The 25,711-nt window shown below is 69.2% G+C and carries 25 protein-coding genes; 12 read left to right on the forward strand and 13 right to left on the reverse strand.

Going from position 1 to position 25,711, the window contains the following annotated elements; all coding sequences use genetic code 11:
* Positions 1-8: 8 nt before the first annotated feature.
* Genes paaE through HZU84_RS12750 form a run of 8 tightly spaced genes read right to left on the reverse strand, consistent with a single transcriptional unit; the run spans position 9 to position 6,493 of the window.
* Positions 9-1,100: a 1,2-phenylacetyl-CoA epoxidase subunit PaaE gene (paaE, locus tag HZU84_RS12715; protein ID WP_149503678.1), complete on the reverse strand. Its 1,092-nt coding sequence runs from the start codon at positions 1,098-1,100 to the stop codon at positions 9-11.
* Between the two features lie 22 nt (positions 1,101-1,122).
* Entirely contained in the window at positions 1,123-1,662 is a 540-nt protein-coding gene (gene paaD, locus HZU84_RS12720; RefSeq protein ID WP_149503679.1) for a 1,2-phenylacetyl-CoA epoxidase subunit PaaD, read from the reverse strand.
* Positions 1,662-2,453 (reverse strand): 1,2-phenylacetyl-CoA epoxidase subunit PaaC, encoded by a 792-nt coding sequence (gene paaC, locus HZU84_RS12725; protein WP_149503680.1) that lies wholly within the window; start codon positions 2,451-2,453, stop codon positions 1,662-1,664. The genes paaD and paaC overlap by 1 nt, the downstream gene beginning before the upstream one ends.
* Positions 2,454-2,469: 16 nt before the next feature.
* Entirely contained in the window at positions 2,470-2,790 is a 321-nt protein-coding gene (paaB, locus tag HZU84_RS12730; RefSeq protein ID WP_149503681.1) for a 1,2-phenylacetyl-CoA epoxidase subunit PaaB, read from the reverse strand.
* Positions 2,787-3,818 carry a 1,2-phenylacetyl-CoA epoxidase subunit PaaA gene (gene paaA, locus HZU84_RS12735; protein WP_149503682.1) on the reverse strand — a complete coding sequence of 344 codons (1,032 nt, stop codon included), beginning with the start codon at positions 3,816-3,818 and terminating at the stop codon, positions 2,787-2,789. Before paaA ends, paaB begins: the two co-directional genes overlap by 4 nt.
* Positions 3,819-3,847: 29 nt before the next feature.
* Positions 3,848-5,161 (reverse strand): phenylacetate--CoA ligase PaaK, encoded by a 1,314-nt coding sequence (gene paaK, locus HZU84_RS12740; protein WP_149503683.1) that lies wholly within the window; start codon positions 5,159-5,161, stop codon positions 3,848-3,850.
* Positions 5,162-5,179: 18 nt separating this feature from the next.
* Positions 5,180-5,629 (reverse strand): hydroxyphenylacetyl-CoA thioesterase PaaI, encoded by a 450-nt coding sequence (gene paaI, locus HZU84_RS12745; protein WP_244954271.1) that lies wholly within the window; start codon positions 5,627-5,629, stop codon positions 5,180-5,182.
* A 9-nt stretch (positions 5,630-5,638) separates the two neighbouring features.
* Positions 5,639-6,493 carry an enoyl-CoA hydratase-related protein gene (locus tag HZU84_RS12750; protein WP_149503684.1) on the reverse strand — a complete coding sequence of 285 codons (855 nt, stop codon included), beginning with the start codon at positions 6,491-6,493 and terminating at the stop codon, positions 5,639-5,641.
* 90 nt (positions 6,494-6,583) lie between these two features.
* Here HZU84_RS12750 and HZU84_RS12755 point away from each other — a divergent pair, with 90 nt between their 5' ends.
* Positions 6,584-7,186 carry a phenylacetic acid degradation protein PaaY gene (locus tag HZU84_RS12755; protein WP_149503685.1) on the forward strand — a complete coding sequence of 201 codons (603 nt, stop codon included), beginning with the start codon at positions 6,584-6,586 and terminating at the stop codon, positions 7,184-7,186.
* Positions 7,187-7,237: 51 nt separating this feature from the next.
* Here HZU84_RS12755 and HZU84_RS12760 read toward each other — a convergent pair whose 3' ends face one another.
* The 4 genes from HZU84_RS12760 to HZU84_RS12775 form a co-directional block, all read right to left on the reverse strand.
* Positions 7,238-8,227 (reverse strand): LD-carboxypeptidase, encoded by a 990-nt coding sequence (locus HZU84_RS12760; RefSeq protein WP_149503686.1) that lies wholly within the window; start codon positions 8,225-8,227, stop codon positions 7,238-7,240.
* Entirely contained in the window at positions 8,224-8,877 is a 654-nt protein-coding gene (tadA, locus tag HZU84_RS12765) for a tRNA adenosine(34) deaminase TadA (protein ID WP_149503687.1), read from the reverse strand. The genes HZU84_RS12760 and tadA overlap by 4 nt, the downstream gene beginning before the upstream one ends.
* 54 nt (positions 8,878-8,931) lie before the next feature.
* A complete protein-coding gene (locus tag HZU84_RS12770; protein ID WP_149503688.1) occupies positions 8,932-9,636 on the reverse strand; it encodes a winged helix-turn-helix transcriptional regulator in 705 nt (234 codons plus the stop codon).
* Positions 9,637-9,728: 92 nt separating this feature from the next.
* Positions 9,729-10,418 carry a nucleoside/nucleotide kinase family protein gene (locus HZU84_RS12775; protein ID WP_149503689.1) on the reverse strand — a complete coding sequence of 230 codons (690 nt, stop codon included), beginning with the start codon at positions 10,416-10,418 and terminating at the stop codon, positions 9,729-9,731.
* 192 nt (positions 10,419-10,610) lie between these two features.
* On the opposite strand from HZU84_RS12775, the gene HZU84_RS12780 reads away from it, so the two are divergent.
* The 4 genes from HZU84_RS12780 to HZU84_RS12795 all read left to right on the forward strand — a co-directional run bounded on the left by HZU84_RS12780 (position 10,611) and on the right by HZU84_RS12795 (position 15,928).
* The gene (locus HZU84_RS12780) at positions 10,611-11,942 is read left to right on the forward strand and encodes an NAD(P)/FAD-dependent oxidoreductase (protein WP_149503690.1); all 1,332 of its coding nucleotides are present in this window, start codon (positions 10,611-10,613) and stop codon (positions 11,940-11,942) included.
* Positions 11,943-12,099: 157 nt separating this feature from the next.
* Positions 12,100-12,900: a gamma-glutamyl-gamma-aminobutyrate hydrolase family protein gene (locus HZU84_RS12785; protein WP_149503691.1), complete on the forward strand. Its 801-nt coding sequence runs from the start codon at positions 12,100-12,102 to the stop codon at positions 12,898-12,900.
* Between the two features lie 98 nt (positions 12,901-12,998).
* Positions 12,999-14,366, forward strand: coding sequence for a glutamine synthetase family protein (locus tag HZU84_RS12790; RefSeq protein WP_149503692.1), 1,368 nt, complete (start codon positions 12,999-13,001; stop codon positions 14,364-14,366).
* A 161-nt stretch (positions 14,367-14,527) separates the two neighbouring features.
* Positions 14,528-15,928, forward strand: coding sequence for an aspartate aminotransferase family protein (locus HZU84_RS12795; protein ID WP_149503693.1), 1,401 nt, complete (start codon positions 14,528-14,530; stop codon positions 15,926-15,928).
* Between the two features lie 589 nt (positions 15,929-16,517).
* Here HZU84_RS12795 and HZU84_RS12800 read toward each other — a convergent pair.
* Positions 16,518-17,537, reverse strand: a complete 1,020-nt coding sequence (locus tag HZU84_RS12800; protein ID WP_149503694.1) for an IS110 family RNA-guided transposase — start codon at positions 17,535-17,537, stop codon at positions 16,518-16,520.
* Positions 17,538-18,355: 818 nt separating this feature from the next.
* Between HZU84_RS12800 and HZU84_RS12805 the strand changes: the two genes are divergently transcribed.
* The 7 genes from HZU84_RS12805 to HZU84_RS12835 all read left to right on the forward strand — a co-directional run bounded on the left by HZU84_RS12805 (position 18,356) and on the right by HZU84_RS12835 (position 25,643).
* Entirely contained in the window at positions 18,356-18,604 is a 249-nt protein-coding gene (locus tag HZU84_RS12805; RefSeq protein ID WP_149503696.1) for a hypothetical protein, read from the forward strand.
* 404 nt (positions 18,605-19,008) lie between these two features.
* Positions 19,009-20,502, forward strand: a complete 1,494-nt coding sequence (locus HZU84_RS12810) for an aldehyde dehydrogenase (protein ID WP_149503697.1) — start codon at positions 19,009-19,011, stop codon at positions 20,500-20,502.
* 141 nt (positions 20,503-20,643) lie between these two features.
* Positions 20,644-21,771, forward strand: a complete 1,128-nt coding sequence (locus HZU84_RS12815) for a polyamine ABC transporter substrate-binding protein (protein ID WP_149503698.1) — start codon at positions 20,644-20,646, stop codon at positions 21,769-21,771.
* Between the two features lie 31 nt (positions 21,772-21,802).
* Entirely contained in the window at positions 21,803-22,903 is a 1,101-nt protein-coding gene (locus tag HZU84_RS12820) for an ABC transporter ATP-binding protein (RefSeq protein WP_149503699.1), read from the forward strand.
* Between the two features lie 12 nt (positions 22,904-22,915).
* The gene (locus tag HZU84_RS12825; protein WP_149503700.1) at positions 22,916-23,854 is read left to right on the forward strand and encodes an ABC transporter permease; all 939 of its coding nucleotides are present in this window, start codon (positions 22,916-22,918) and stop codon (positions 23,852-23,854) included.
* A complete protein-coding gene (locus HZU84_RS12830; protein WP_149503701.1) occupies positions 23,851-24,696 on the forward strand; it encodes an ABC transporter permease in 846 nt (281 codons plus the stop codon). Before HZU84_RS12825 ends, HZU84_RS12830 begins: the two co-directional genes overlap by 4 nt.
* A complete protein-coding gene (locus HZU84_RS12835; protein ID WP_180692941.1) occupies positions 24,693-25,643 on the forward strand; it encodes a DMT family transporter in 951 nt (316 codons plus the stop codon). Before HZU84_RS12830 ends, HZU84_RS12835 begins: the two co-directional genes overlap by 4 nt.
* Positions 25,644-25,711 lie beyond the last annotated feature (68 nt).

Below are 25,711 nucleotides of genomic sequence, written 5' to 3' on the forward strand. Positions count from 1 at the left end.
GGCGGGGCTCAGCGCTCGTCGAAGGACAGCACGACCCGGGGGGTCAGCGGATGCGACTGGCAGGTCAGCACGAAGCCGGCGGCCACCTCGTGGGCCTCGAGCGAGAAGTTGCGATCCATGCGCACCTGCCCCTCGAGCACGCGGGCCCGGCAGGTGCAGCATACCCCGGACTTGCAGGAATACGGCACGTCCAGCCCGGCGCGCGCGGCCGCCTCCAGCAGGCTGGCGTCGCCGGCGCGGAACTCGATCTCGCGGCGCAGGCCGTCGCGCACGATGCTCACCGTCGCCTGCGGCGCGTCGCCCGGCAGCACCGGATGCAGCTGCGCCGGCGACTGGCCGCGCTGCGCCTCCGGCACGCCGAAGCGCTCGACATGCAGACGCTCGGGCGCCACGCCGGCGGCCTTCAGCCCGGCCTCGACGGTGTCGTTGAAGCTGTGCGGGCCGCAGACGAAGGCCTGATCGATCCGGTCCGCCGGCACCACGGTGCGCAGCAGCAGCGCCAGCTTGGCCTCGTCCAGCCGGCCGGCGTTGAGCGGCGTGTCCACCGGCTCGACCGAGAAGACGGGGTGCAGCGCCAGCCGGGTCAGGAAGCGGTTCTTCAGGTCCTCGAGTTCCTCGCGGAACATCGTCGAGCGCAGCGAGCGGTTGGCATAGACCAGCGTGAAGCGGCTGGCCGGCTCGGTCTCCAGCACCGTCTTCAGGATCGACAGGATCGGCGTGATGCCGCTGCCGGCCGCAAAGCCGACGACATGGCGCGCCGCGCCCTCGGCCGCCGGCGCGGGCAGCGTGAAATGGCCCTGCGGCGGAAAGACCTGCAGCGTGTCGCCGGCCTTCAGCCGCGTGCCGATCCAGTTCGAGAAGCGCCCGCCGGGCACCCGGCGCACGCCCACCCGCAGCACGCCGTCCCGCGGCGCGGCGCAGATCGAGTAGGAGCGGCGCAGGTCCTCGCCGCCCACCTCGGCACGCAGCGTCAGGTACTGGCCGGCCTGGAAGCGGAAGGTCTCGGCCAGCGTCTCGGGCAGCTCGAAGCTCAGCAGCACCGCCTCGTCGGTGTCGGGGCGGACCTCGCGGACGGTGAGTTCGTGGAAATGCAGGCTCATGATGTCGGGATCCGGTTCGGATTCAGATCGGCTTGAAGTGCTCGAAGGGCTCGCGGCAGGCCAGGCAGCGCCACAGCGACTTGCAGGCGGTCGAGCCGAAGGCCGACAGCCTCTCGGTGCGCGGGCTGTCGCAGCGCGGGCAGGACGGATCGGCCGACGCCGCCGGCGCGGACGCGGACGTGCGGCGATGCAGCCGCACCGGCACGCCCTCGCCGGCCGCCACCGGCCCCGGCGGCGCGATGCCGTACTCGCGCAGGCGCTGGCGGCCCTGTTCGCTGATCCAGTCGGTGGTCCAGGCCGGCGCGCGGCGCAGCGTGACCGCGAAGGGCGCCAGGCCCGCGGCCTCCAGCGCCTCGGCGACGCTGGCCGAGATCACCTCGGTGGCCGGGCAGCCGCTGTAGGTGGGCGTGAGCACCACCTCCAGCGCGCCCTCCGCGTCCAGACGCACCTCGCGGACGATGCCGAGATCGCGCAGCGTCAGCACCGGGATCTCCGGATCGGGCACCGGGTCGATCGCCTGCCACGCCGCCTCGATGCGGCCGAGCACCTGCGCGCCGCACATCACCAGGCTCCGCCCGGATAGGCGCGCTGCAGATGCTGCATCTCGGCCAGCAGCCGGCCCATGTGCTCGCTGTGCACGCCGCGCCGGCCGGTGGTGACATGACTGCCCGTGGCCGGCGCACGCACGCCGGCCTCGTCCAGCAGCGCCTGCATCGCCGCATGCCAGTCCTCGCGCAGATCGGCCCAGCGCGGGCCCAGACCGCTGGCCGCCGCCGCCTCGTCGACCGCATCGGCCTCGAACAGCTCCGGCGTGTAGCGCCAGAGCCGGTCGAGCGCGTCCTGCAGCCGGCGGTGCGACTCGGGCGTGCCGTCGCCCAGGCGCACCACCCAGTCGGCCGCATGCTGCTCGTGGTAGCGCGACTCCTTCAGCGCCTTGGCGGCGATCGCGGCCAGCTCGGCGTCGCGGGAAGCCTGTAGCCGCGTCCACATCAGCCGCATCCAGGTGGCGACCGCCGCATTGCGCAGCACGGTGAAGGCGAAGTCGCCGCGCGGCAGCTCCACCAGCGTCGGGTTCAGGTAGTCGCGCTCCTCGCGCAGGAAGGCGAGCTGGTCCTCGTCGAAAGCGGCCGGTGCGCCGCGCTCGTGGCCGACCTGGCCGGCGCGGGTCAGCAGCGCACGCGCCTGGCCGATCAGGTCGAGCGCGAGGTTGGTCAGCGCGATGTCCTCCTCGAGGATGGGCGCGTGGCCGCACCACTCGCCCAGGCGCTGCGCATGGATCAGGCAGAAGTCGCCCAGGCGCAGCAGGTACTGTACCGCCGGATCGCGGCCGGGCTGGATGGAAGGCGTGCTCATCGGTCGGTCGCTCCGCTCACATGTGGTTCACGGACTCGGGCAGCGCGTAGAAGGTCGGGTGGCGGTACACCTTGTCCTCCATCGGATCGAAGTAGATGTCCTTGTCGCCGGGATCGCTGGCGGTGATCTGGCTGGAGGGCACCACCCAGATGCTGGTGCCTTCCTGGCGGCGGGCATAGACCTCGCGGGCCAGCTGGATGGCCATCGCGGCATCCGGCGCATGCAGGCTGCCGCAGTGCTTGTGGTCCAGGCCCGCCTTCGGGCGGACGAAGACCTCCCACAGCGGCCATTCGTTGCGGGCGGCTTCGTGGCCGGTCGGTGCGTTCGGGGTGCTCATGCGGAAACCTTCTCCGGTTCGGTGTGCTTGCGGGCGTGGGCGAGTGCGGCCTCGCGCACCCAGGCGCCCTCTTCCCAGGCGTCGACGCGCATCTGCAGCCGCTCGCGGTTGCAGGGTCCGTCGCCGCCGACGACGCGCCAGAACTCCGCCCAGTCGATCGGGCCGAAGTCCCAGTGCTGGCGCGCCTCGTTCCACTTCAGGTCCGGGTCGGGCAGCGTGACGCCGAGCACCTCGGCCTGCGGCACGGTGGCGTCGACGAACTTCTGGCGCAGGTCGTCGTTGGAGATGCGCTTGATGCCCCAGCGCATCGACTGCGCCGAGTTCGGGCTCTGGTCGTCGGTGGGGCCGAACATCATCAGGCAGGGCCACCACCAGCGGTCCACCGCGTCCTGCACCATCGCGCGCTGCGCCTCGGTGCCCTCCTTCATCATCACCAGCAGGCTGTCGTAGCCCTGGCGCTGGTGAAAGCTCTCCTCGCGGCAGATGCGCACCATCGCGCGCGCATAGGGCGCGTACGAACAGCGGCAGATCGGCACCTGGTTCATGATCGCCGCGCCGTCGACCAGCCAGCCGATCACGCCGATGTCGGCCCAGGTCAGCGTGGGGTAGTTGAAGATCGAGCTGTACTTGGCACGGCCCGAATGCAGCGCGCCCAGCATCTCGTCACGGCTGGAGCCCAGTGTCTCGGCCGCAGCGTAGAGGTAGAGGCCATGGCCGCCCTCGTCCTGCACCTTGGCCATCAGGATGGCCTTGCGCTTGAGCGTGGGCGCGCGGGTGATCCAGTTGCCCTCGGGCAGCATGCCGACGATCTCCGAGTGCGCGTGCTGGCTGATCTGGCGCAGCAGCGTGCGGCGGTAGTTCTCGGGCATCCAGTCCTTGGCCTCGATGAAGCCGCCGTCGTCGATGCGCGCGTCGAAGCGCTCCTGCAGATGGCGCTCGCGCTGCATCTCCTCGACGCTGCGCACCGGGCGTGCGGCGCCCTCGCCGGGGCCGTCGCGGCCCATCGTGTCCATGGCTTGCGTGTACATGCTTGGCTCCTGAATGCGGAAGGGCCGCCTCAGCGCGGGCGGCGGTCGAACACCCGCCGGGCCTTGCCGACCAGCGTGCGCTCGAGCGAATCGCTGGGCAGCACCTCGACCCGGGTCGAGATGCCCACCAGCGTCTTGATGCGCTGCGTCACCCAGTCGGCCGCGGCGCGGGCATCGGCCGGCGACAGCGCCAGCCCCGGCTGGCTCTCGCAGCACACCCGCACCTCGTCGAGGTGGCCGTCGCGCCCGACATGGATCTGGTACTGGCCGGAGAGCTGCGCATGCGCCAGCACGATCTCCTCGATCTGGGTCGGGAAGACATTGACGCCGCGGATGATCAGCATGTCGTCGCTGCGGCCGACGATCTTGCCGATGCGCCGGAAGGCGCGCGAGGTCGGCGGCAGCAGCCGGGTGAGGTCGCGGGTGCGGTAGCGGATCACCGGCAGCGCCTCCTTGGTCAGCGTGGTGAAGACCAGCTCGCCTTCCGATCCGTCGGGCAGCACCTCGCCGGTCTCCGGGTCGATGATCTCGGGGTAGAAATGGTCCTCCCAGATCACCGGGCCGTCCTTGCTCTCGACGCATTCGCTGGCCACGCCCGGGCCCATCACCTCCGACAGGCCGTAGATGTCGACCGCGTCGATCGCGGCTTTCTCCTCGATCTCGCGGCGCATCGCCTCGGTCCAGGGCTCGGCGCCGAAGATGCCGACCTTCACCGACATCTCGCGCGGGTCCAGCCCCTGGCGCGCGAACTCCTCGACGATCACCTGCATGTAGCTCGGCGTGACCATGATGAGGTCGGGCTGGAAGTCGCGGATCAGCTGCACCTGCTTCTCGGTCTGGCCGCCCGACATCGGGATCACGGTGCAGCCCAGGCGCTCGGCGCCGTAGTGCGCCCCGAGGCCGCCGGTGAACAGGCCGTAGCCGTAGGCGATGTGCACGATGTCGCCGGCACGGCCTCCGGCGGCGCGGATCGAGCGCGCCACCAGATCGGCCCAGCGGTCGATGTCGCCGGCGGTGTAGCCGACCACGGTGGGCTTGCCGGTGGTGCCCGACGAGGCATGGATGCGCGCCACCTGCGTGCGCGGCACCGCGAACAGCCCGAAGGGATAGTTGTCGCGCAGATCCTTCTTGGTGGTGAACGGAAACTTCGCCAGGTCGGCGAGCGTCTTCAGGTCGTCCGGATGCACGCCGCGCGCGTCGAACGCCTGGCGGTAGTGCGGCACGTTGTCGTAGGCATGGCGCAGCGTCTGGCGCAGGCGCTGGAGCTGCAGCGCGGCGATCTCGTCGCGGCTGGCGGTCTCGATCGGCTCCAGGTCGCCGGGGGCGGGTTGGCGCACGGGCATGGGGCGAAATCTCCTCACTCAGACGGCGGGCGGCACGGTCGGCCGGCCCTTCATGCGGTAGGAGCGCCCGCGGAAGACCGCGATGCGCTCGCCGCGCTGGTTGGTGACAGTCACGTCGTACACGCCGGTGCGCCCGGCCAGCGAGACTTCCTCGGCCGCAGCGGTGAGCCGGTCGCCCTCGCGGCCCGGCGCCAGGAAATCCACCGACAGGCCGGAGGCCACCGTCAGCTCGTTGTACGCGTTGCAGGCATAGGCGAAGGCCGAGTCCGCCAGCGTGGCGATCAGCCCGCCGTGGCAGATGCCGAAGCCGTTGAGCATGTCGGGGCGCACCGTCATCGTCATCACCGCGCGGCCCGGCGCGATCGACGCCACTGCGATGCCCAGCGCCTGGCAGGCGCGGTCCTCGCGCATCATCGCGACGGCCACATGGTCGGCGGTGGCCTGGGGGTTCATGTCGTGTCCGTTCATGGCGCTCGCTCAGCGGTCGGAAAAGCTCGGCGCGCGCCGGGCCATGAAGGCGGCCACGCCTTCCTGATAGTCGTGCGCGAAGCCCAGCTCGCGCTGCAGCGCCTGCTCGTGGTCGAGCGCGCCGGCCAGGTCGGTCTGCTGCGCGGCATCCAGCGCGCGGCGGGTCTCGACCAGCGCACGCGTCGGCATCGCGGCCAGCCGCGCGGCCAGCGTGCCGACCTCGCCCGCCAGCTCGGCATCATCCACGCAGCGCCAGATCAGGCCGATGCGCTCGGCCTCCACGGCGGGCAGGCGGTCCCCCAGCATCGCCAGGCCCAGCGCCCGCGCCCGGCCGACCGCGCGCGGCAGCAGCCAGGTGCCGCCGCAGTCCGGCACCAGGCCGATCTTCGAGAAAGCCTGGATGAAGCTGGCCGAGTGCGCCGCCACCACCAGATCGCAGGCCAGCGCCAGATTGGCGCCCGCGCCGGCGGCCACGCCGTTGACCGCCGCGATCACCGGCACCGGCATCGAGCGCAGCCGCAGCAGCATCGGCCGGTAGAAATGCGCCAGCAGATGACCGATGTCCTTCGGCGCGGCGCCGCTGGCGCGCGCGGCCTCGTCCGGCGGCGAGATCGCCGGATCGGCCAGATCCTGCCCGGCGCAGAAGGCCCGGCCCGCGCCGGTCAGCACCACGCAGCGCACGCTGCGGTCCTCGGCCGCCGCGTCCAGCGCCAGGAAGAGCGCGCGCAGCAGCTCGGTGGTCAGGCTGTTGAGCACCGCCGGGCGGTCCAGCGTCAGCGTCAGCACCGCGCCGGCGCGCTCCAGGCGCAGCGGAGATTCAGGGGCCGCAGAGGGTTCGGAGGGTTCGGGCGTCACGTCAGGCATCAGGGTGTCTCCTGGGGTCTCGTCAATTGACCGACCGTTCGGTAGATATTAGGCTCCCAGCTTGATCCCGGACAATCAAGGAGAACCCCGATGCCCTGCTACAGCCTCGAAGGCGTCATCCCGGTCGTGCATCCGAGCGCGCATGTGCATCCGACCGCGGTGCTGATCGGCGACGTGCATGTCGGCCCGGACTGCTATGTGGGCCCGTGCGCGAGCCTGCGCGGCGACTTCGGCCGCATCGTGCTGGAGGAAGGCGCCAATCTGCAGGACACCTGCGTGGTGCACGGCTTTCCCGAGCAGGTCACGCTGATCGAGCGCAACGGCCACATCGGCCACGGTGCGGTGCTGCACGGCTGCACCGTGCGCCGCGACGCGCTGGTTGGCATGAACGCGGTGGTGATGGACGAGGCGGAGATCGGCGCGGAGGCGATCGTCGCGGCCTGCGCCTTCGTGCCGGCGGGCGCACGGGTGGCGCCGCGCACGCTGGTGGCGGGCACGCCCGCGAAGCGGATGCGCGAACTCAGCGAGGCCGAGGTGGCCTGGAAGCTCGAGGGCACGCGCACCTACCACGACCTGACCCGGCGCTGCCTGGCCACGCTGGTCGAGGTGCAGCCGCTGGCCGAGGCCGAGGCGGTGCGCCCGGTGCTGCAGGCGCCGCAGGTGAAGTCGCTGATCGCGACGCGGCGGGGGTAGGTCCTCGCCTGCGCGAGGATGACGGCGTCACGGTGTCACGGTGTCACGGTGTCAGTCGTGGTCGTGGTCGTGGTCGTGGTCGTGGTCATGGTCGTGGTCGCAGGCCCAGGACAGCAGCACGTCGCGGCGCAGCACCTGCAGCTCGACGCAGCGGCCCACCGGCAGCGTCACCTTGGTCGGCACATGGCCGAAGGGCAGACCGGTCAGGATCGGCACCGGGCAGACCGAGCGCAGCTGCGCCACCATGGTCTTGAGCGTGTAGCCGCGGTCCAGCGGCGACTTGCGCCAGCCGCCGAAGTCGCCCAGCAGCACCGCCTTCTGCGCCGCCAGCACCCCGGCCTGGTGCAGCTGCAGCAGCATGCGCTCGACCCGATAGGGATGCTCGTTGATGTCCTCGACGAACAGGATGCCGCCCTCGATGCGCGGCCAGTGCGGCGTGCCCAGCAGCGAGCACAGCACCGTCAGGTTGCCGCCCCACAGCACGCCGTGGCCGTGCAGGCCGTCGAAGCCCGCCTCGGTGCGAAAGCCGACCGCCTCCAGCTCGCCGCTCATCGCCTCGATGAAGCAGTCGGGCGTGAGGTCGTCCAGACCGCCGGGGCCGTCGCCGTCGGTGCGGCCGAAGTCCTCGATGCCCAGCGGGCCGTGCCAGCTGCTGCGCCCGGTGTGCGCCAGCAGCGCCAGCTGCAGCGCGGTCTGGTCGCTGTAGCCGACCCAGCGGGTGCCGCGGTCGACCGCCGCGGCCAGCCGGTCCCACTCGATGCGGTCGAGCAGCCGGGTCAGGCCGTAGCCGCCGCGGGTGGCCAGCGCGATCGAAGGCGCCGCATCGGCGACACGGTGCAGCGCCGCCAGCCGGGTGTCGTCGTCGCCGGCGAAGCGCTGGAACTTGGCGGTCGCGCTGGCGTCGACCGTCACCGCGAAGCCCAGCCGCTCCAGCCGGGAGGCGGCGCGGCGCAGGTCGGGCGCGCGCATCACCACGCCGGAGGGGCTGTAGAGGGTCAGCGTCGGCCGGGCCGCGCTGACAACGGATTCGCTCAGGCTCATCGCTTGAATCCCGGTTGGTTCAGATCACTGAGATCACTCAGATCGTTCAGATCGCTCAGGCCGGCCAGCTGGGCGGCATCGAGTTCGAGCGCCTCGCCGGCCGGGATGGCGGGCAGCTCGGCCGCCGGCGCCTGCAGGCCGGCCAGCGCCTCGCGCTCGCGCTGGCGCTGCGCCTTCTGCTCGGCGCGGCGCCGGGCGAAGAACTCGCGCAGCAGATCGCCGCAGGGCTCGGCCAGCAGCCCGCCCTGCACCGTGGTGTGGTGATTGAGCTGCGGCTGGGCGAACAGGTCGACCACCGAGCCGGCCGAGCCGGTCTTCGGGTCCCAGGCACCGAACACCACCCGCTTGAAGCGCGCGTGCATCAGCGCCATCGCGCACATCGCGCAGGGCTCCAGCGTCACGAACAGCTCGCAGTCGGGCAGGCGGTAGTTCTCGAGCAGCTCGGCGGCATGGCGCAGCGCCACCATCTCGGCATGCGCCGTCGGGTCGTGGGTAGTGATCGGGCGGTTGTAGCCGGTGGCGATGAGCTGGCCGTCGCGCAGGATCACCGCGCCGACCGGCACCTCGCCGACCAGCGCGGCATTGAGGGCCTGGTCGAGCGCCAGGCGCATCGCGCGCTCGTCGGCGGGCGTGAAGAGGGAATCGGACATGCGCCGATCATAAGGAAGCCCGGCCTGGCCCGTTTCGGATCACAGGGGATGGCTTCAGGCGATCGCGCCCTCGCTGAAGCGGTAGCCGATGCCGCGCACCGTGCGGATCAGCTCGCCTGCATCGGCCTCGCCCAGCTCGCGGCGCAGCCGGCGGATGTTCTGGTCGACGGTGCGCAGATCGACCGCCGCACCCTCGCCCCAGACCTGGCTGCGCAGCATCTCGCGGGTCAGCACCCGGCCAGGCTGCTCGACCAGACAGCGCAGCAGCCGCAGCTCCACCGGCGACAGGTCAAGCTCGACCCGCCGGCCCTGGCGCCGCACGGTGATCAGGTGGCGGTCCAGATCGATCTCGAGCCCCCCCTGCCGGCTCAGGTCGGGCGAATCATCGCGGTCCGGCAGGCCCTGCAGCCGCTCGACCAGATCACGGGGCGCATAGGGCTTGTGCAGGCACAGCGCGACCCGGGGCACCCGGCTGCAGCAGGCCGGCGAGCCCGACAGCACCACGATGCGCACCGTCTCCGACAGGCGGGCGCAGAAGGCCAGATCGGCGCATTCGGGCGCATCGGGATCGATCAGCAGCACATCGGGCAGCACCTCGCCGGCCAGGCGGCAGGCCTCGGCCGAGGTGGCGGCGGTGACCGCAAAGAAGCCGGCCTCGCGCAGATGCAGCGCCAGCAGCTCGCGGATCACCGGGTCGGCCACGACGGTCAGCACGGTACGGCGGACGGCTCCGGCAGCGGATCGGGCGACATCGGACATGGCAGACGGACTCCGGCGAATGTGAAACAGGATCTGACCCGCGATGCTGTCGCCCTCCCGTGACAACCGTTTGACAATGGATTTGACGGAGCTCAGTCGATCATGACGGTCCAGTCGGCGCGCTCGCGGGTGGCGGCGATGCGCCGGGCATTGGGCTCGTCGGTCGACTCGGCCCAGGCCTCGGCCTCGGCGGGAGTGCGGCCGAAGCGGACATGGCGCTCGACCAGCCGGCGCCGGCGCAGCGCGTCGTCGACGCCGACATACCAGGACGCGTCCAGCAGCCCGCGCACCGGCGCCCAGCCATGCTCGTCCAGCAGCAGATAGTTGCCCTCGGTGATGACCAGGCGCACGGTGTCGGGCACGCCGATCGCGCCGGCCACCGGCTCCTCGATCTCGCGGCGGAAGACCGGCGCGTAGACCGTCTCGCCCGCGACCGGCGCCCGCAGCCGGCGCAGCAGCGCCACGAAGCCCGCGCTGTCGAAGGTGTCGGGCGCGCCCTTGCGCGCGGCGCGGCCCAGGCGCTCGAGTTCGGCCTGCGCCAGATGGAAGCCGTCCATCGGCACCAGGCAGGCCAGGCCGGGCTGCAGGCGCTCGCAGTGCTGCAGCAGCGCCTCGGCCAGCGTCGACTTGCCGGCGCCCGGCGCCCCGACCAGGCCGAGCACCCGCCGCCCGCCGGTGCCGGCCGCGCCGGCCGGACAGGACAGCAGCGCCTCGAGCCGCTCGAGGGCGCCTGCAGGCAGGGCGGGAGACGGCACGCCGGAAGACGGGCAGAGAGAAGACATGGGCAAGCTCCGTGCGATCGAAACGGTCAGGAAAATGGTCAGGGAATCAGGGAGGCGATTGTTCCACTGCGCGCATGAGTGCGCGACCGGACGGGATCGATTCCAGGTCGTGACAGGCTTCACGCGCCGCAGCGCCTGCAGCACAATCAGTGCGAACCCGGCAGCCGCCGGACAGGGAGAGACGACGCGCGCATGCTGCTGCAGACCGACCGATCGCTGGCCCGCCATTCCTGGTACGCCGAGACGGCATCACGCCGACAGGACCACCGCGCGCTGCAAGGCGAGGTCCGCGCCGAGGTGGCGATCGTCGGCGGCGGCCTGGCCGGACTGTCGGCCGCGCTGGAGCTGGCGCAGCGTGGCCGGCAGGTGGTGCTGCTGGAGGCGCAGCAGCTCGGCTGGGCGGCGTCGGGGCGCAACGGCGGCCAGGCGCTGGGCGGTCTGGCCTGCGGCATGGACGAGATCGAGGCCCAGCTCGGCCTGGCCGATGCGCGCCGCCTGTGGGCGATGACGCTGGAGGCCCTGACGCTGATCCATGCCCGGCGTGACCGCTACCGCATCGCCTGCGACTGGCAGTCGGGCGCGCTGACGGTGGCCACCAGCGCGCGCAAGGCCGCCGCGCTGCGCCGCGATGCCGAGCGCATGGCCAGCGCCTACGATCATCCGACCCAGTGGCTGGACCGCGCGGCGCTGGGCCTGCACATCCGCAGCCCGCGCTACCACGGCGGCTGCTACGACCGCCGCGGCGGCCATCTGCATCCGCTCAAGTACGCGCTCGGCCTGGCCGACGCCGCCTGGCGCGAGGGCGCGCGGCTGCATGAGCACAGCCCGGTGCAGCGCGTCGAGCGCCACCGCAGCGTCACGCTGCTGCGCACGCCGCAGGGCCAGGTGGTCGCCGACCAGGTGCTGCTGGCCGGCAATGTGCACCTGCCGGCGCTGGCCGGCGTCGGCGCGCTGCCGCCGGGCACCGGCGCGCGCATCATGCCGGTGGGCACCTATGTCGGCGTGACCGAGCCGCTCGATCCCAGCGAGATGGACGGTCTGCTGCCCACCCGCGCGGCGGTCTGCGACAGCAACTTCGTGCTCGACTATTTCCGCCCGACCGCCGACCAGCGCCTTCTCTTCGGCGGCAAGGTCAGCTACAGCACGCTGACCCCGCCGAACCTGGCCGGCAGCCTGCAGGCGCGCCTCGCCCGGGTCTTCCCGCGTCTGGCCTGGCGGCCGCTGACCCATGTCTGGGGCGGATTCGTCGACATCACGATGAACCGTGCACCCGATTTCAGCCGCCTGCCCCCGGATGGGGCGGCCGGTGCACCGATCTATCTGCTGCAGGGCTTCTCGGGCCACGGTCTGGCGTTGTCCGGGCTGGCCGGCAAGCTGGTGGCCGAGGCGATCTGCGAGGACGCCAGCCGCTTCGACCTGTTCGCGCGGCTGCGGCACCGCCCCTTTCCCGGCGGCGAGCGCCTGCGCACCCCGACGCTGGTGCTGGGCATGCTGTGGCACCGGCTGCGCGACCTCACCGGCTGAAGACCGCAGCCCGGCCATTGCCATCGGGGGAACCCGGTGGACGCACCCGATTGGTGCTGGCACACTCCATGCAACACCTCGGTGCCCCTTGTCCGACCCGCAGTGAGGTCAGTAAGCCCAGCGCCTCCAGGCCAATAACCTGGTCGCGGCAAGCCCAATGAACAGCTCGATCCCGTCCCGCCGGCCCCCTGTGGTGCTGGTCCCGGCCTGCAACCGGATGCTCGGACAGCATCCCTTCCATGTCGCAGGCCAGAAATATGTCGATGCGGTGCGCCTGGCCGGCGCGCTGCCGCTGGTGGTGCCTTCCGCCTCGCGCGAGGAACTCGACGCCCTGCTCGACCTGGCCGATGGCGTGCTGCTGACCGGCTCGCCCTCCAATGTGCACCCGAGCCATTTCGGCCAGGCGGTGCATGACGACACCCTGCCGCTCGATCCGGCGCGCGACGACTGGACGCTGCCGCTGATCCCGAAGCTGGTCGCACGCGGCATGCCGCTGCTGGCGATCTGCCGCGGCTTCCAGGAGGTCAATGTCGCGCTCGGCGGCACGCTGCACCAGGCGGTGCAGGAAGTCGACGGCCTGGCCGACCACCGCTCGCGCAGCGAGGATCCGGTCGAGGTGCAGTACGGTCCGGCCCATCCGGTCCACCTGGCGCCCGAGGGCCTGATGGCGCGCGCGCTGGGCACCCTGGGCCGACCGGCCGACATCGTCGTCAACAGCGTGCATGGCCAGGGCGTGAGCCGTCTGGCCGAGGGCCTGAACATCGAGGCCCGCGCGCCTGATGGCCTGGTCGAGGCCTTCTCGATCGGCGGCCACCCGCAGGGACCGGTCTTCCAGCTCGCGGTGCAGTGGCATCCCGAGTGGCAGGCCGCCTCCAACCCGGTGTCGATGGCGCTGCTGCGTGCCTTCGGTCTCGCCTGTCAGGACTACCGGGACCTGCACCGCCCACCCAGTCGCTGAGTCCGCGCGCCCTGCCCCGACCGAGCCCGATGCCGCATGCGAGCCACCCCTGGCGCGCCATGCCGGTGCGGCTCGCCTGCATGTGAACGAGACTCCCCATGAACAGCGACAGAAAGCATTTCAACTTCAACGACCTCGAGCAGTGGCTCGACCGGCACCGCGTCACCGAGATCGAATGCCTGGTGCCCGACCTGACCGGTGTGGCGCGCGGCAAGATCCTGCCGCGCCAGAAGTTCACCGAGGACCGCGGCATGCGCCTGCCGGAAGCGGTGGTGGCGATGGGCGTGACCGGTGAGTTCCCGTCCGAGGGGCCCTACTACGACGTCATCAGCCCGACCGACCACGACATGCACCTGCGCCCGGACCCGCGCACCGTGCGCATCGTGCCGTGGGCCAGCGACCCGACCGCGCAGGTGGTGCACGACTGCTATGACAAGGCCGGCAACATCGTGCCCTTCGCGCCGCGCTCGGTGCTGCGCCGGGTCTGCGAGCTGTTCGAGGCCGAAGGCTGGAACCCGATCGTCGCGCCGGAGCTGGAGTTCTATCTGGTGGCGCGCAACACCGATCCGGACATGCCGCTCAAGCCGCCGATCGGCCGCTCGGGCCGCGCCGAGACCAGCCGCCAGGCCTACTCGATCGACGCGGTCAACGAGTTCGACCCGCTGTTCGAGGACGTCTACTCCTACTGCGAGCAGATGGAGCTGAATGTCGACACGCTGATCCACGAGATCGGCGCCGGCCAGATGGAGATCAACTTCTTCCACGACCACCCGCTCGGGCTGGCCGACGAGGTGTTCTTCTTCAAGCGCACGGTGCGGGAAGCCGCGATGCGCCACAACATGTTCGCCACCTTCATGGCCAAGCCGATCGCCGGCGAGCCGGGCAGCGCGATGCACATCCACCAGAGCATCGTCGATGCGCAGGGGCGCAACATCTTCAGCAACGCCGACGGCAGCGCCAGCGACATGTTCCGCTGGTACATCGGCGGGCTGCAGAAGTACATCCCGGCGGCGATGGCGCTGTTCGCGCCCTATGTCAACAGCTACCGCCGCCTGGCGCGCTTCACCGCCGCGCCGATCAACATCCAGTGGGGCACCGACAACCGCACGGTGGGCATCCGCTCGCCGGTGGCCTCGCCTGCGGCGCGGCGCATCGAGAACCGCGTCATCGGCGCCGACGCCAACCCGTATGTGGCGCTGGCGGCGACGCTGGCCTGCGGCTATCTGGGCATGAAGAACCGCGTCGAGCCCACGCCCGAGTGCAAGGGCGACGCCTACCTCGGCGACTACCAGCTGCCGCGCAGCCTCGGCGAGGCGCTGGAGAAGCTGCGCGCCGAGCGCGACCTGGCCAGCGTGCTGGGCGAGTCCTTCATCACCGTCTACACCGAGGTCAAGGAAATCGAGTACGCCGAGTTCATGAAAGTGATCTCGCCGTGGGAGCGCGAGCACCTGCTGCTGCACGTCTGAGCGCCCGCGGAACGACCGATCTCCTCGAACATCGACCGCTGTTTTTCACCGTCATGCCCGCGAAGGCGGGGCACCCACGCAGGCCCCCACACCGTGCGCAGCGTGGCTCCCCGCCTTCGCGGGGATGACGGAGATCCCCCCAAACACTCAGGACATCGACCATGACCACCACCCCCACCCGCACCACCGCCGACTGGCAGGCCCTGGACGCCGCCCACTTCCTGCATCCCTTCACCGACTTCCAGGCGCTGGCGAAGAAGGGCTCGCGCATCATCGAGCGCGGCGAGAACGTCTACCTCTGGGACTCCGACGGCCACCGGCTCTTCGACGCGATGAGCGGCCTGTGGTGCGTCAACGTCGGCTACGGCCAGCAGGCGCTGATCGACGCCGCCACCGCGCAGATGGCCAAGCTGCCCTTCTACAACAGCTTCTTCCAGACCACGACGCCACCGGCGGTCGAACTGGCCGAGCTGCTGGCCGAGGTGACGCCGCCGCAGTTCAGGCATGTCTTCTTCGCCGGCTCGGGCTCGGAGGGCAACGACACCGTGGTGCGCATGGTGCGCCGCTACTGGGATCTCAAGGGCCAGCCCGAGCGCCAGGTCATCCTCAGCCGCTGGAACGGCTACCACGGCTCGACGATGGCGGGCGCCTCGCTGGGCGGCATGAAGTACATGCACGCGCAGGGCGGCCTGCCGATTCCCGGCATCGACCACATCGACCAGCCGCACTGGCTGGAGCACGGCGCCGGCATGACGCGCGACGAGTTCGGCCTGAAGGCGGCCGGCTGGCTGGAGCAGAAGATCCTGGAGGTCGGCCCCGACAAGGTGGCCGCCTTCATCGGCGAGCCGGTGCAGGGCGCCGGCGGCGTGATCGTGCCACCCGCGACCTACTGGCCGGAGATCCAGCGCATCTGCGACAAGTACGACATCCTGCTGGTCAGCGACGAGGTGATCTGCGGCTTCGGGCGCACCGGAAACTGGTTCGGCTGCGAGACGATGGGCACGAAGCCCGACCTGATGACGTTTGCCAAGGGCGTGACCTCGGGCTATGTGCCGCTGGGCGGCGTGATGGTGGGCGAGCGCGTCGCCAAGGTGCTGATCGAGCAGGGCGGCGAGTTCGAGCACGGCTACACCTACAGCGGCCACCCGGTGGCCTGCGCGGTGGCGCTGGCCAACATCCGGCTGATCCAGGAACTGAAGCTGGTCGAGCGGGTGCGCGACGAGACCGGCCCGCGCCTGGCCGCCGTCTTCGAGTCGCTGCGCGATCACCCGCTGGTCGGCGAGACGCAGAGCTGCGGCCTGATGGCGGCGCTGCAGCTGGTGCGCGCCAAGGACGGCACGCAGGACGGCCGCGGCACGCCCTTCGACCCGGCGCTGGAAGTCGGCATGGTCTGCCGCAGTCACTGCTTCGGCAACGGCCTGATCATGCGCGCGGTCGGCGACCGCATGATCATCGCCCCGCCACTGGTGATGACTGTCGAGCAGGTCGACGAACTCGCCGGCCTGATCCGGCTCTGCCTGGATCTGACGCTGGCGGATCTGCAGGCGCGGGGGTGGGTGTGAACGCTGGCAACTGACCGGCCGGCGTTTATTCTGCGAGGATAGAACACAGGCACTGCAGGCGGCCCCTACAGTGCAGGGTTTGGTGGTCAATTTAGGATGAAGTTATGCATCACGCAGCAATCAAAGGCCAACGATGACAAGGACTTGGGCATGTTTTTGACACCAAGTTAGATGTCAAGGGCCGCGTTAGGCGGCAAGGCCGTAACGCCTAAATTACTCAAGGGCATCCCCGCGAAGTCAACAAAACCTCTCCGAGCGAGTTTTCCTGAAACCCGCCTGAGCAGCGTTCAAACGATCTGACTACGCACACGAAACCAGCGACTGACAGGGAGAACAAGGTGCGGACTGCAAAACTACAACCGGTCTTTGTTGCGGCTGTCTGTGCCGCTGACCCTGATGAAAGACGCGCGTGGGGGCTCCATTCGTTAGCCGAGGTTGCTCTTGCGAGCTTGCCTCCGAAATATAGCCGAGCACTCCCCACGCAGGTCTGACCTTGTTCCATCAACGCAGGCATCACGCGGTGGCAGATTCTTCCTTCTTCACGGTATCGGATGAGAGATTCGAGAGCGGTTCGACGGGCCGGATCGGCTCACGTCGTCACGGGTTTGAAGTCTTCGCCCTTGGCGAGCATCGCCCAGGCCATGCGGGCATTCTTGGCCGCGACCGCGACGACCGCCTTCCAGTAGCCGCGCCGCTCGGACAGCGCCACCGCCCAGCGGCTGAGCCGGTCCTTCTTCTTGGTCGCGGCCGCCAGCGTGGCCCGCGCACCCAGGATCAGCAGTGTTCGCAGGTAACTGTCTCCGGCCTTGGTGATGCGACCCAGCCGCTGTTTGCCACCGGAGCTGTATTGCCCGGGCACCAGCCCGAGCCAGGCGGCGAGTTGGCGGCCATTAGCGAAGTCGTGACCGTGACCGATGCTGGCCAGCAGTGCGCTGGCGGTGGTCGCGCCGATGCCGGGCATCTGCATCAGGCGGCGCGAGCGGTCGTCGGCACAGGCCATGACCTGGATGTGCTCGTCGTAGGCGGCCACGCGCTCATCGAGCCGGCGCAGTTCGTCGAGCAAATCCATGCAGGCCGTCCTGGCCCAGTGGGGCAAGGTTTCGGCCTGCTCGGCAGCCAGCTGGCGCACGGTCTGGGCCTTGAGCGGCAGCACGATGCCGAACTCGCTCATCAGGCCGCGCAGGCGGTTGATGGTGGCGGTGCGGGCCTTGACCCAGCCTTGGCGCACGGTGTGGATGGCGAGCCGACACTGAGAGAGTTCGGACTTGATCGGCACGAAGCGCATGGCCGGGCGCTGCACCGCCTCGCAGATGGCGGCGGCATCAGCGGCATCGTTCTTGCCGCGCCGGCCGCTCATGCGGTACGGGGCGACGAACTTCGGGGCCATCAGCCGCACGGTGTGGCCGAAGTCGGCGAACTGGCGCGCCCAGTGGTGCGCGCCCGAACACGCCTCCATGCCGATGGTGCAGGGCGGCAGTTTGGCCACCGACTCCAGCAACTGATCGCGCCGCACGCTCGGGCGCACCAGACAGGCCCGGCCGGTGGCATCGACGCCGTGCAGGGCAAACACGTTCTTGGCGAGATCGATGCCGAGAAAGGCAATGGTCATGGACATCTCCTTGCGTCGGTTGGATCGGGATTGAGATTGAGCAACCCCATCGTCGATCCGGCTCGCCGTCAGCGCATGAGGAAAAACCTCGGGTGGCTGGCGGGGCGGCTTGGGGATGTCCCTTTCATTCGTTAGGCCACTATGAGCAACACTGAGCGCTTTGTAGACACTGGCAAGTTGCTTACAGCATTCGCGGATGAAGTGCTGGTGACCTGTATTGGCTGTGGGGCACCTGGAGTTGTCCGGGCCACTTGGTCTCCTTACAAGTGGAACGCGAAATTCGAGTGCAGCAACTGCAACTTGGTTCTGTCTTCTGAGGCAGGGCACTGGGTGGGCGCCGTTCGCGCAGCTGGTCGTCAACCTTGCGGCTATTGCGGGCACAAGTGGCTTACTCCAACCGTTGCATACGAAGCACTTCCGCCAGAACCTCCAACTCAACTTGCAGCGGAGTGTCCCGAGTGCGGCCGTCAAACTTTCGTCACGGCCACATTGACCCGAGCCTTGCCTGAAGACAGGAGCTGCGATCCACACTTTGGTCTTTCCTTGAGGCTAGCCACAAGCACACGGCACGGAACCGTGTGGGCATACAACTTGAGGCACCTAAACGAACTGTCTGGCTATGTCACGGCTAAGCTTCGCGTGCGCCAGAACTCCGGCAACAGAGCAATGTTCTCAAGACTTCCAAAGTGGATGAAGCTTGCCAAACATCGTGACGAGATTGCGAAAGCATTATGCAAACTCAACGCTATGGCCTAACAAATCAATCCAGCGGACGCCGTGCTGGCGCCGCTGATTTCCAACGTTAGGCCTCACGAAAAATGTCCCGGCTGGTCCTAGGCGATGAATACGACGACGCGGTCTTCCAGCGTCTGTGCAAGGCCGTCGCACGCCTCGGCGGCACGATCAAGCGCAGAGAGTGGGCGCTTGGCGGCTCGCAGGAGGTCACCACCTTCGACATTGAACTACCCGAAGGCAAGCTGGAGGCAATCGCCGAGACGTACATCGGTCTGTCGCTTTGCGGTCCAGGAACCCTTGTAGCGCGGGTCGCCCTTGAGACCCAGCCTTAGTTCAGCTCCGTGCTCGGCCGTGCCCGTAGCGCAGGCCGCATCAGTCGGACCACATCGCAAGAGCAGTGCAAAGAGCGTGGCCAACCGGCGCAAATGGCAAACAGTGAGTTCGAGCCGCGTGTACACCATGGCACGCACCGGCACAGTGAGGCCTAACCCCTCGTTCAACCCTGACCCGCTACGGCAGGCGCTGTAAGGCCAGGCAACGCCAGTGTGTACCATCGTCGTTGCCTGGCCTTACAGCGCCCGCCTCCGCGGTCAGGGTTAACTCGAACGTCAGACATATATTTCGGCTCACATCGCGCCGATCAAAAATCGAACCACGCGCCGCGCTGAATAAATATTCAAAGCCCAGCCAGCACCCCAACAAATAACCCCGCTAACCCCAAACGCACGGAGCCCCCATGACCCCCTCCCCCACCTGGCACGACCGTGCCGCCGCCCTCACCCTCGACGGCCGCGCTTTCATCAATGGGCAGCGCGTGGCCAGCGCCAGCGGTGAGACGTTTGACAAGCATTCGCCGATCGACGGGCGGCGGCTGGGCGCGATGGCGCGCGGGCAGGCGGCGGATATCGATGCGGCCGTATTGGCCGCCCGCGCGGCCTTCGACGACGGGCGCTGGGCGCGCCAGCCGCCGGCGGCGCGCAAGAAGGTGCTGCAGCGCTTTGCCGAAGCGATCCTGGCGCACCGCGACGAACTCGCGCTGCTCGAAACCCTCGACATGGGCAAGCCGATCCGCTTCGCCCGCACGGTCGACGTGCCGGCCACCGCGCGCACCATCGCCTGGTATGCCGAGGCGATCGACAAGGTGTATGACGAGATCGCGCCGACCGGGCCGAACGCGCTGGCGATGATCACCCGCGAGCCGATGGGCGTGATCGGCTGCATCGTGCCGTGGAACTACCCGATGATCATGGCGGCCTGGAAACTCGGGCCCGCGCTGGCCACCGGCAATTCGGTCGTCATGAAACCGAGCGAGAAATCGCCGCTGACCGCCCTGCGCCTGGCCGAGATCGCGGTGGAAGCCGGCCTGCCACCGGGCGTCTTCAATGTGGTGCCCGGCTTCGGCCACGAGGCCGGCGAGGCGCTGGCGCTGCACATGGAGGTCGACGCGATCGGCTTCACCGGCTCGACCCGCACCGGCCGGCGCATGCTCGACTACGCCGGGCGCTCCAACCTCAAGCGCGTCTACAACGAGCTGGGCGGCAAGTCGGCCTTCCTGGTGTTTCCCGACCACAAGGATCCGGCGCGCGCGGCGCGCACCGTCGCGCAGAGCCTGTTCTTCAACCAGGGCGAGTCGTGCAACGCGCCCTCCAGGGTGCTGGTGCACGAATCAATAGCCGACGACTTCGTCGCCGAGGTGCGCGCGCAGATGCCCGCCTGGCAGCCGGCCGATCCGCTGGACGAGCGCACCACGATGGGCGCGCTGGTCGACGAGGGCCAGTTGCGCACCGTGCTGGGCTACATCGACGCCGGCCGCGCCGAGGGCGCCACCTGCCACGGCGGCGCGCAGGCCCGCGCCGAGACCGGCGGCTTCTATGTCGAGCCGACCGTCTTCGACCACGCCACGAACGCCATGCGCATCGCCCGCGAGGAGATCTTCGGCCCGGTGATGGCAGTGATACGCTTCGGAACCGAGGAGGACGCCGTGCGCATCGCCAACGACTCGCCCTACGGTCTGCAGGCCAGCGTCTGGAGCCACGACCTGGACCGCGCGCACCGCGTGGCACGCGCCTTGCGTGCCGGCACGGTGCATGTGAACCAGTACGACGAGGACGACATCACCGTGCCCTTCGGCGGCTTCAAGCAGAGCGGCAACGGCCGCGACAAGTCGCTGCATGCGCTGGAGAAGTACACCGAGCTGAAGACCACCTGGCTGCGCATCGACGGGGCCTGAGCGGCGTGATGAAATGACGTGCGCTCACGCCATAATCGCGGCCGCGCGCCGGCAGCCATGCAGCCTGTCACGCCGGCGCACCGGTTCACGGCCCTGCCCATCCAACGACCCATCCCTACGACTGTCCTGACTGGAGTGTTCATGAAGCTGTTCTCGTCGCGGCCCGCCAAGGCCCTCAATGTCGTGGTCGCCGCCGTCGCGGCGCTGTGCGCGACCGGCGCCCAGGCGCAGGAATCCAAGGTCCTGAACATCTACAACTGGGCCGACTACATCGCCGAGGACACGATCAAGAACTTCGAGAAGGAGACCGGCATCAAGGTCCGGTACGACAACTTCGACTCGAACGAGGCGCTGCACGCCAAGCTGATCGCCGGCAAGACCGGCTACGACATCGTCGTGCCCGGCTCGAACTGGGCCAAGCAGCAGATCGAGGCCGGCCTGCTGATGAAGCTCGACAAGAGCAAGATCCCCAACCTGGCCAACCTCGACCCCGCCATCCAGGCGCAGCTCGCCAAGATGGACCCGGGCAACGAGCACATCGTCGACTGGCTGTGGGGCTACACCACGGTCGGCATCAACGTCGACAAGGTCAAGGCCGCGCTGGGCGACAAGCCGATGCCCGACAACGCCTGGGATCTGGTCTTCAACCCGGACTATGTGAGCAAGCTCAAGGGCTGCGGCGTGGCGGTGCTCGACACCCCGTCGGAGATCATGCCGCTGGCGCTGAACTACATCGGCAAGGATCCGCACAGCAAGAACGCCGACGACTACAAGGCGGTGGCCGAGATGCTGAAGAAGGTGCGCCCGTCGGTGACCCGCTTCGTGGGCTCGGGCTCGGACTACATCGACCAGATGGCCAAGGGCCAGCTCTGCGCGGTGGTGGGCTGGTCGGGCGACATCATGATCGCCAAGGACAAGTCGGCCAAGGCCAAGAAGCCGCAGAACCTCGAGGTGCTGCTGCCCAAGAACGGCGGCCTGCTGTTCTTCGACACCATGGCGATCCCGAAGGACGCCAAGAACGTCGACAACGCCCACAAGTTCATCAACTACATCCTGAAGCCCGAGGTGCATGCGTCGCTGACCAATGCGGTCTTCTACGCCAACCCGAACAAGGCCTCGCTGAAGTTCGTCAAGCCGGAGCTGGCCAAGAACCCGGCCGTCTTCCCGGACGAGGCGGCGCTGGCCAGGATGATCGCCCCGGGCGTGCCTGACCAGGCCACCCGCAAGCTCATCACCCGCACCTTCACCAACTTCAAGGCCGGTCGCTGACCCAGGCTCCCAGAGAAGAGGACACAGACTCATGGCCAAGCCCCAGGCGGACGGCGCCTTCCTGCGGATCGACTCCGTGGTGAAGGAGTTCGGCGACTTCCGCGCGGTCGACCAGGTCAGCCTGGACATCGCCAAGGGAGAGATCTTCGCGCTGCTCGGCTCGTCGGGCTGCGGCAAGTCGACCCTGCTGCGCATGCTCGCCGGCTTCGAGACGCCGACCTCGGGGCGGATCATCCTCAATGGCCAGGACCTCGCGGGCAAGCCGCCCTACGAGCGTCCGGTCAACATGATGTTCCAGTCCTATGCGCTGTTTCCTCACATGACGGTGGCCGACAACATCGCCTTCGGCCTGCGCCGCGACGGCCTGCCCAAGGCCGAGATCGCGCAGCGGGTCGAGGAGATGCTGCGCCTGGTGCAGCTGACCAAGCTGGCGGCGCGCAAGCCGCACCAGCTCTCGGGCGGCCAGCAGCAGCGGGTGGCGCTGGCGCGCAGCCTGGCCAAGCGCCCGCAGCTGCTGCTGCTCGACGAGCCGCTGGGCGCGCTCGACAAGAAGCTGCGCGAGGCCACCCAGATCGAGCTGGTCAACATCATCGAGCAGGTCGGCGTGACCTGCGTGATGGTGACGCACGACCAGGAGGAGGCGATGACGATGGCTTCCCGCATCGCGGTGATGAGCGAGGGCCGCTTCCTGCAGGTCGGCAGCCCGGCCGACATCTACGAGACGCCGACCACCCGATTCGTCGCCGACTTCATCGGCAACGTCAACCTGACCGACGGCCGCATCGTCGTCGACGAGGCCGACCATGTGCAGATCGAGTGCGCCGACTTCATGCACCACATCGGCCACGGCATCACCGGCTACCTGGGCCAGCAGGTCACGGTGGCGGTGCGCCCGGAGAAGATCTCGCTGAGCGCCGAGCAGCCTGAGGGCCGCTTCAACCAGGTGCCCGGCACGGTCAAGGAAATGTCCTACTTCGGCGACACCACGCTCTACCACCTGGAGCTGGCCAGCGGCGCGCGGCTGAAGGTGACGGTCGAGAACGACAGCCGCGACCGCAGCAACGCGCCCACCTGGGGCGACCGGGTCTGGGCGCACTGGCAGCCCAATGCCCAGGTCGTGCTGACCCAGTGAGGAGCTGAAGGCATGGCCCGACCCTCTTCCGTCGCGACACGGCTGCGCTCGCTGTTCAGCGGCCGCACGCTGCTGATCGGCACGCCCTTCCTGTGGCTGCTGGTGTTCTTCCTGCTGCCCTTCCTGATCGTGCTGCGCATCAGCCTGGCCGAGATGGACGGCGCGATGGTGAGCGACCTGTTCACCTACGCGAACAACGAGCTTTTCATGAAGCTCAAGCTGCAGAACTACCTGACCATTCTCGAGGACGACCTCTACCTCAGCACCTACGCACAGTCGCTGAAGTACGCCGGCATCACCACCGTGGTCTGTCTGGCCATCGGCTACCCCTTCGCCTATTTCATGGCGCGTTCGCCCTCCACCGTGCAGCCGCTGCTGCTGATGGGCGTGATGCTGCCGTTCTGGACCAGCTTCCTGCTGCGCGTCTATGCCTGGAAGGGTCTGCTGGACGCCGACACCGGCTGGGTCGGCACCTTCCTGAACACCATCGGCGCCGACAAGCTGCTGTTGCCGCTCGGGCTGATCTCGGCCGAGGGGCAGTACATGTACACGCCCTTCTCGCTGATCCTGGGCATGGTCTACACCTACCTGCCCTTCATGATCCTGCCGCTGTACGGCACGCTGTCCAAGCTGGACCTGCGCCTGCTCGAGGCCGCGCAGGACCTGGGCGCCACGCCCTGGCAGGCCTTCTGGCGCATCACCGTGCCGCTGTCCAAGGGCGGCATCATCGCCGGCGCGATGCTGGTGTTCATCCCGTGCGTGGGCGAGTACGTGATCCCCGAGCTGCTCGGCGGCCCGGAGACGCTGATGATCGGCCGGGTGCTCTGGGACGAGTTCTTCTCCAACAACGACTGGCCGATGGCCTCGAGCGTGGCCGTCACCATGGTGCTGCTGATCATCGTGCCGCTGGCGATCTTCAACCGCAACCAGGCGCAGGAGGCGCGCAAGTGATCATCACCCCCGCCGCCCGCTGGACCAGCCGCATCTGGCTGGCTGCCGGCTTCCTGTTCCTGTACCTGCCGATCATCGCGCTGGTGGTCTACAGCTTCACCGACTCGCCGGTGCCCAATGTCTGGGCCGGCTTCTCGCTGCGCTGGTACGAGAAGCTCGTCGGCGACGAGGACATCCGCCATGCGCTGTTCCTGTCGCTGCAGATCGCCGCGGCCAGCGCCACCGGCTCGGTGGTGCTGGGCACGCTGGCGGCGCTGACGCTGGAGCGCCATCCGCGCTTCCGGGGCCGCACCCTCTTCTCCGGCATGATCAACGCGCCGCTGGTGATGCCCGAGGTGATCGTCGGCCTGTCGCTGCTGCTGATGCTGGTGTCGATGCAGCGCCTGTTCGGCGTGCCCGAGCGGGGCCTGACCACCATCTGGCTCGGCCACATGCTGGTCGGCATGGCCTATGCGACGGTGGTGATCGCCGCGCGGCTGCGCGACCTCAATCCGCAGTTCGAGGAGGCCGCGCAGGACCTGGGTGCGCGCCCGCTGCAGGTCTTCTTCCTGGTGACGCTGCCGATGATCGCGCAGTCGCTGCTGGCGGCCTGGCTGCTGACCTTCACGCTCTCGCTCGACGATGTGGTGATGTCGGCCTTCCTGTCGGGCCCGGGCTCGACCACGCTGCCGCTGGTGATCTTCAGCCGTGCCCGCCTGGGGCTGGACCCGACGGTCAATGCGCTGGCCACGGTGGTCATCGTGGTGGTGGCGATCTTCGTCGTGGTCTCGAGCTACATGATCGCGCTGCGGGAGAAGCGTCTGCAGCAGGAGCAGAAGGCGGCGATGAAAGCCGCCGGATGAGCGCCGCAGCGGGCGGCGTGCTGACGGCCACGAACCGCATGCCCTGGCGCGCCTGGGCCTGCCTGGCCGCCAGCATGGCGCTGGTCGGCAGCTATGTCGGCCTGTCGAAATGGCTGGTCGCGGTCTTTCCGGTCTTCCTGCTGGCGGGCCTGCGCTTCGGCATCGCCGCGGTGGCGATGGGCGGCTGGACCCGCCGCCCCGCCGACGAACCCGAGCAGACCCGGCAGGACCGCGGGCTGCTCTTCCTGCTGAGCCTGCTGGGCAATTTCCTGTTCTCGATCTGCATGCTCTTCGGCGTGCAGCTCAGCACCGCGCTGGCCGCCGGGGTGATCATGGCGGCGCTGCCCGGCGTGGTGGCGCTGCTCTCGCGCGTCTTCCTGGGCGAGCGGCTGTCGCGCCAGGTGCTGGCGGGCATCGCCTGCGCGGTCAGCGGCATCGCGCTGGTGACACTGAGCAAGACCGGCGCCGCGGCCGATGCGGGCACCTCGTCGCTGCTGGGCAATCTGCTGCTGCTCGCGGCGGTGGTCTGCGAGGCCAGCTATGTGGTGATCGGCAAGAAGCTCTCCGGGCGGCTGGGCCCCAAGCGCATCAGCGCGCTGGTCAACCTCTGGGGCCTGGCGCTGGTGGCGCCGCTGGCGCTGTGGCAGGCACGGCAGTTCGACTTCTCGCAGGTGGCGCTGCCGATCTGGGGCCTGCTGGTGTTCTACGCGCTGGCCGCCAGCATGATCACCGTCTGGCTGTGGATGACCGGGCTGCGCCATGTGCCGGCCTCGCAGGCAGGCGTGTTCACCGTGATGCTGCCAGTGTCGGCCGCCGCGGTCGGCGTGCTGCTGCTGGGCGAGCCCTTCAGTGCCGCGCAGGCCGGCGCCTTCGCGCTGGCGCTGCTGGGCGTGGTGCTGGCCACCTGGCCGGGGCGCGGCAACATCGCAAGCACATCCGCGCACTGATCGCCGGCAGGTTCGGCTGCGGCCCTGCCGGGCACAGGGGCAGAGGCCTCTGCCCGGCGAATTCAATT

It is taken from the genome of Sphaerotilus sulfidivorans (genome assembly GCF_013426975.1).
Taxonomy (GTDB): domain Bacteria; phylum Pseudomonadota; class Gammaproteobacteria; order Burkholderiales; family Burkholderiaceae_C; genus Sphaerotilus; species Sphaerotilus sulfidivorans.

What these genes read in the sequence shown, in the direction of transcription:
- paaE (WP_149503678.1), bottom strand. Translation starts at nt 1,100, where the DNA reads ATGAGCCTGCATTTCCACGAACTCACCGTCCGCGAGGTCCGCCCCGAC.
- paaD (WP_149503679.1), bottom strand. Translation starts at nt 1,662, where the DNA reads ATGTGCGGCGCGCAGGTGCTCGGCCGCATCGAGGCGGCGTGGCAGGCG.
- paaC (WP_149503680.1), bottom strand. Translation starts at nt 2,453, where the DNA reads ATGAGCACGCCTTCCATCCAGCCCGGCCGCGATCCGGCGGTACAGTAC.
- paaB (WP_149503681.1), bottom strand. Translation starts at nt 2,790, where the DNA reads ATGAGCACCCCGAACGCACCGACCGGCCACGAAGCCGCCCGCAACGAA.
- paaA (WP_149503682.1), bottom strand. Translation starts at nt 3,818, where the DNA reads ATGTACACGCAAGCCATGGACACGATGGGCCGCGACGGCCCCGGCGAG.
- paaK (WP_149503683.1), bottom strand. Translation starts at nt 5,161, where the DNA reads ATGCCCGTGCGCCAACCCGCCCCCGGCGACCTGGAGCCGATCGAGACC.
- paaI (WP_244954271.1), bottom strand. Translation starts at nt 5,629, where the DNA reads ATGAACGGACACGACATGAACCCCCAGGCCACCGCCGACCATGTGGCC.
- HZU84_RS12750 (WP_149503684.1), bottom strand. Translation starts at nt 6,493, where the DNA reads ATGCCTGACGTGACGCCCGAACCCTCCGAACCCTCTGCGGCCCCTGAA.
- HZU84_RS12755 (WP_149503685.1), top strand. Translation starts at nt 6,584, where the DNA reads ATGCCCTGCTACAGCCTCGAAGGCGTCATCCCGGTCGTGCATCCGAGC.
- HZU84_RS12760 (WP_149503686.1), bottom strand. Translation starts at nt 8,227, where the DNA reads ATGAGCCTGAGCGAATCCGTTGTCAGCGCGGCCCGGCCGACGCTGACC.
- tadA (WP_149503687.1), bottom strand. Translation starts at nt 8,877, where the DNA reads ATGTCCGATTCCCTCTTCACGCCCGCCGACGAGCGCGCGATGCGCCTG.
- HZU84_RS12770 (WP_149503688.1), bottom strand. Translation starts at nt 9,636, where the DNA reads ATGTCCGATGTCGCCCGATCCGCTGCCGGAGCCGTCCGCCGTACCGTG.
- HZU84_RS12775 (WP_149503689.1), bottom strand. Translation starts at nt 10,418, where the DNA reads ATGTCTTCTCTCTGCCCGTCTTCCGGCGTGCCGTCTCCCGCCCTGCCT.
- HZU84_RS12780 (WP_149503690.1), top strand. Translation starts at nt 10,611, where the DNA reads ATGCTGCTGCAGACCGACCGATCGCTGGCCCGCCATTCCTGGTACGCC.
- HZU84_RS12785 (WP_149503691.1), top strand. Translation starts at nt 12,100, where the DNA reads ATGAACAGCTCGATCCCGTCCCGCCGGCCCCCTGTGGTGCTGGTCCCG.
- HZU84_RS12790 (WP_149503692.1), top strand. Translation starts at nt 12,999, where the DNA reads ATGAACAGCGACAGAAAGCATTTCAACTTCAACGACCTCGAGCAGTGG.
- HZU84_RS12795 (WP_149503693.1), top strand. Translation starts at nt 14,528, where the DNA reads ATGACCACCACCCCCACCCGCACCACCGCCGACTGGCAGGCCCTGGAC.
- HZU84_RS12800 (WP_149503694.1), bottom strand. Translation starts at nt 17,537, where the DNA reads ATGACCATTGCCTTTCTCGGCATCGATCTCGCCAAGAACGTGTTTGCC.
- HZU84_RS12805 (WP_149503696.1), top strand. Translation starts at nt 18,356, where the DNA reads ATGTCCCGGCTGGTCCTAGGCGATGAATACGACGACGCGGTCTTCCAG.
- HZU84_RS12810 (WP_149503697.1), top strand. Translation starts at nt 19,009, where the DNA reads ATGACCCCCTCCCCCACCTGGCACGACCGTGCCGCCGCCCTCACCCTC.
- HZU84_RS12815 (WP_149503698.1), top strand. Translation starts at nt 20,644, where the DNA reads ATGAAGCTGTTCTCGTCGCGGCCCGCCAAGGCCCTCAATGTCGTGGTC.
- HZU84_RS12820 (WP_149503699.1), top strand. Translation starts at nt 21,803, where the DNA reads ATGGCCAAGCCCCAGGCGGACGGCGCCTTCCTGCGGATCGACTCCGTG.
- HZU84_RS12825 (WP_149503700.1), top strand. Translation starts at nt 22,916, where the DNA reads ATGGCCCGACCCTCTTCCGTCGCGACACGGCTGCGCTCGCTGTTCAGC.
- HZU84_RS12835 (WP_180692941.1), top strand. Translation starts at nt 24,693, where the DNA reads ATGAGCGCCGCAGCGGGCGGCGTGCTGACGGCCACGAACCGCATGCCC.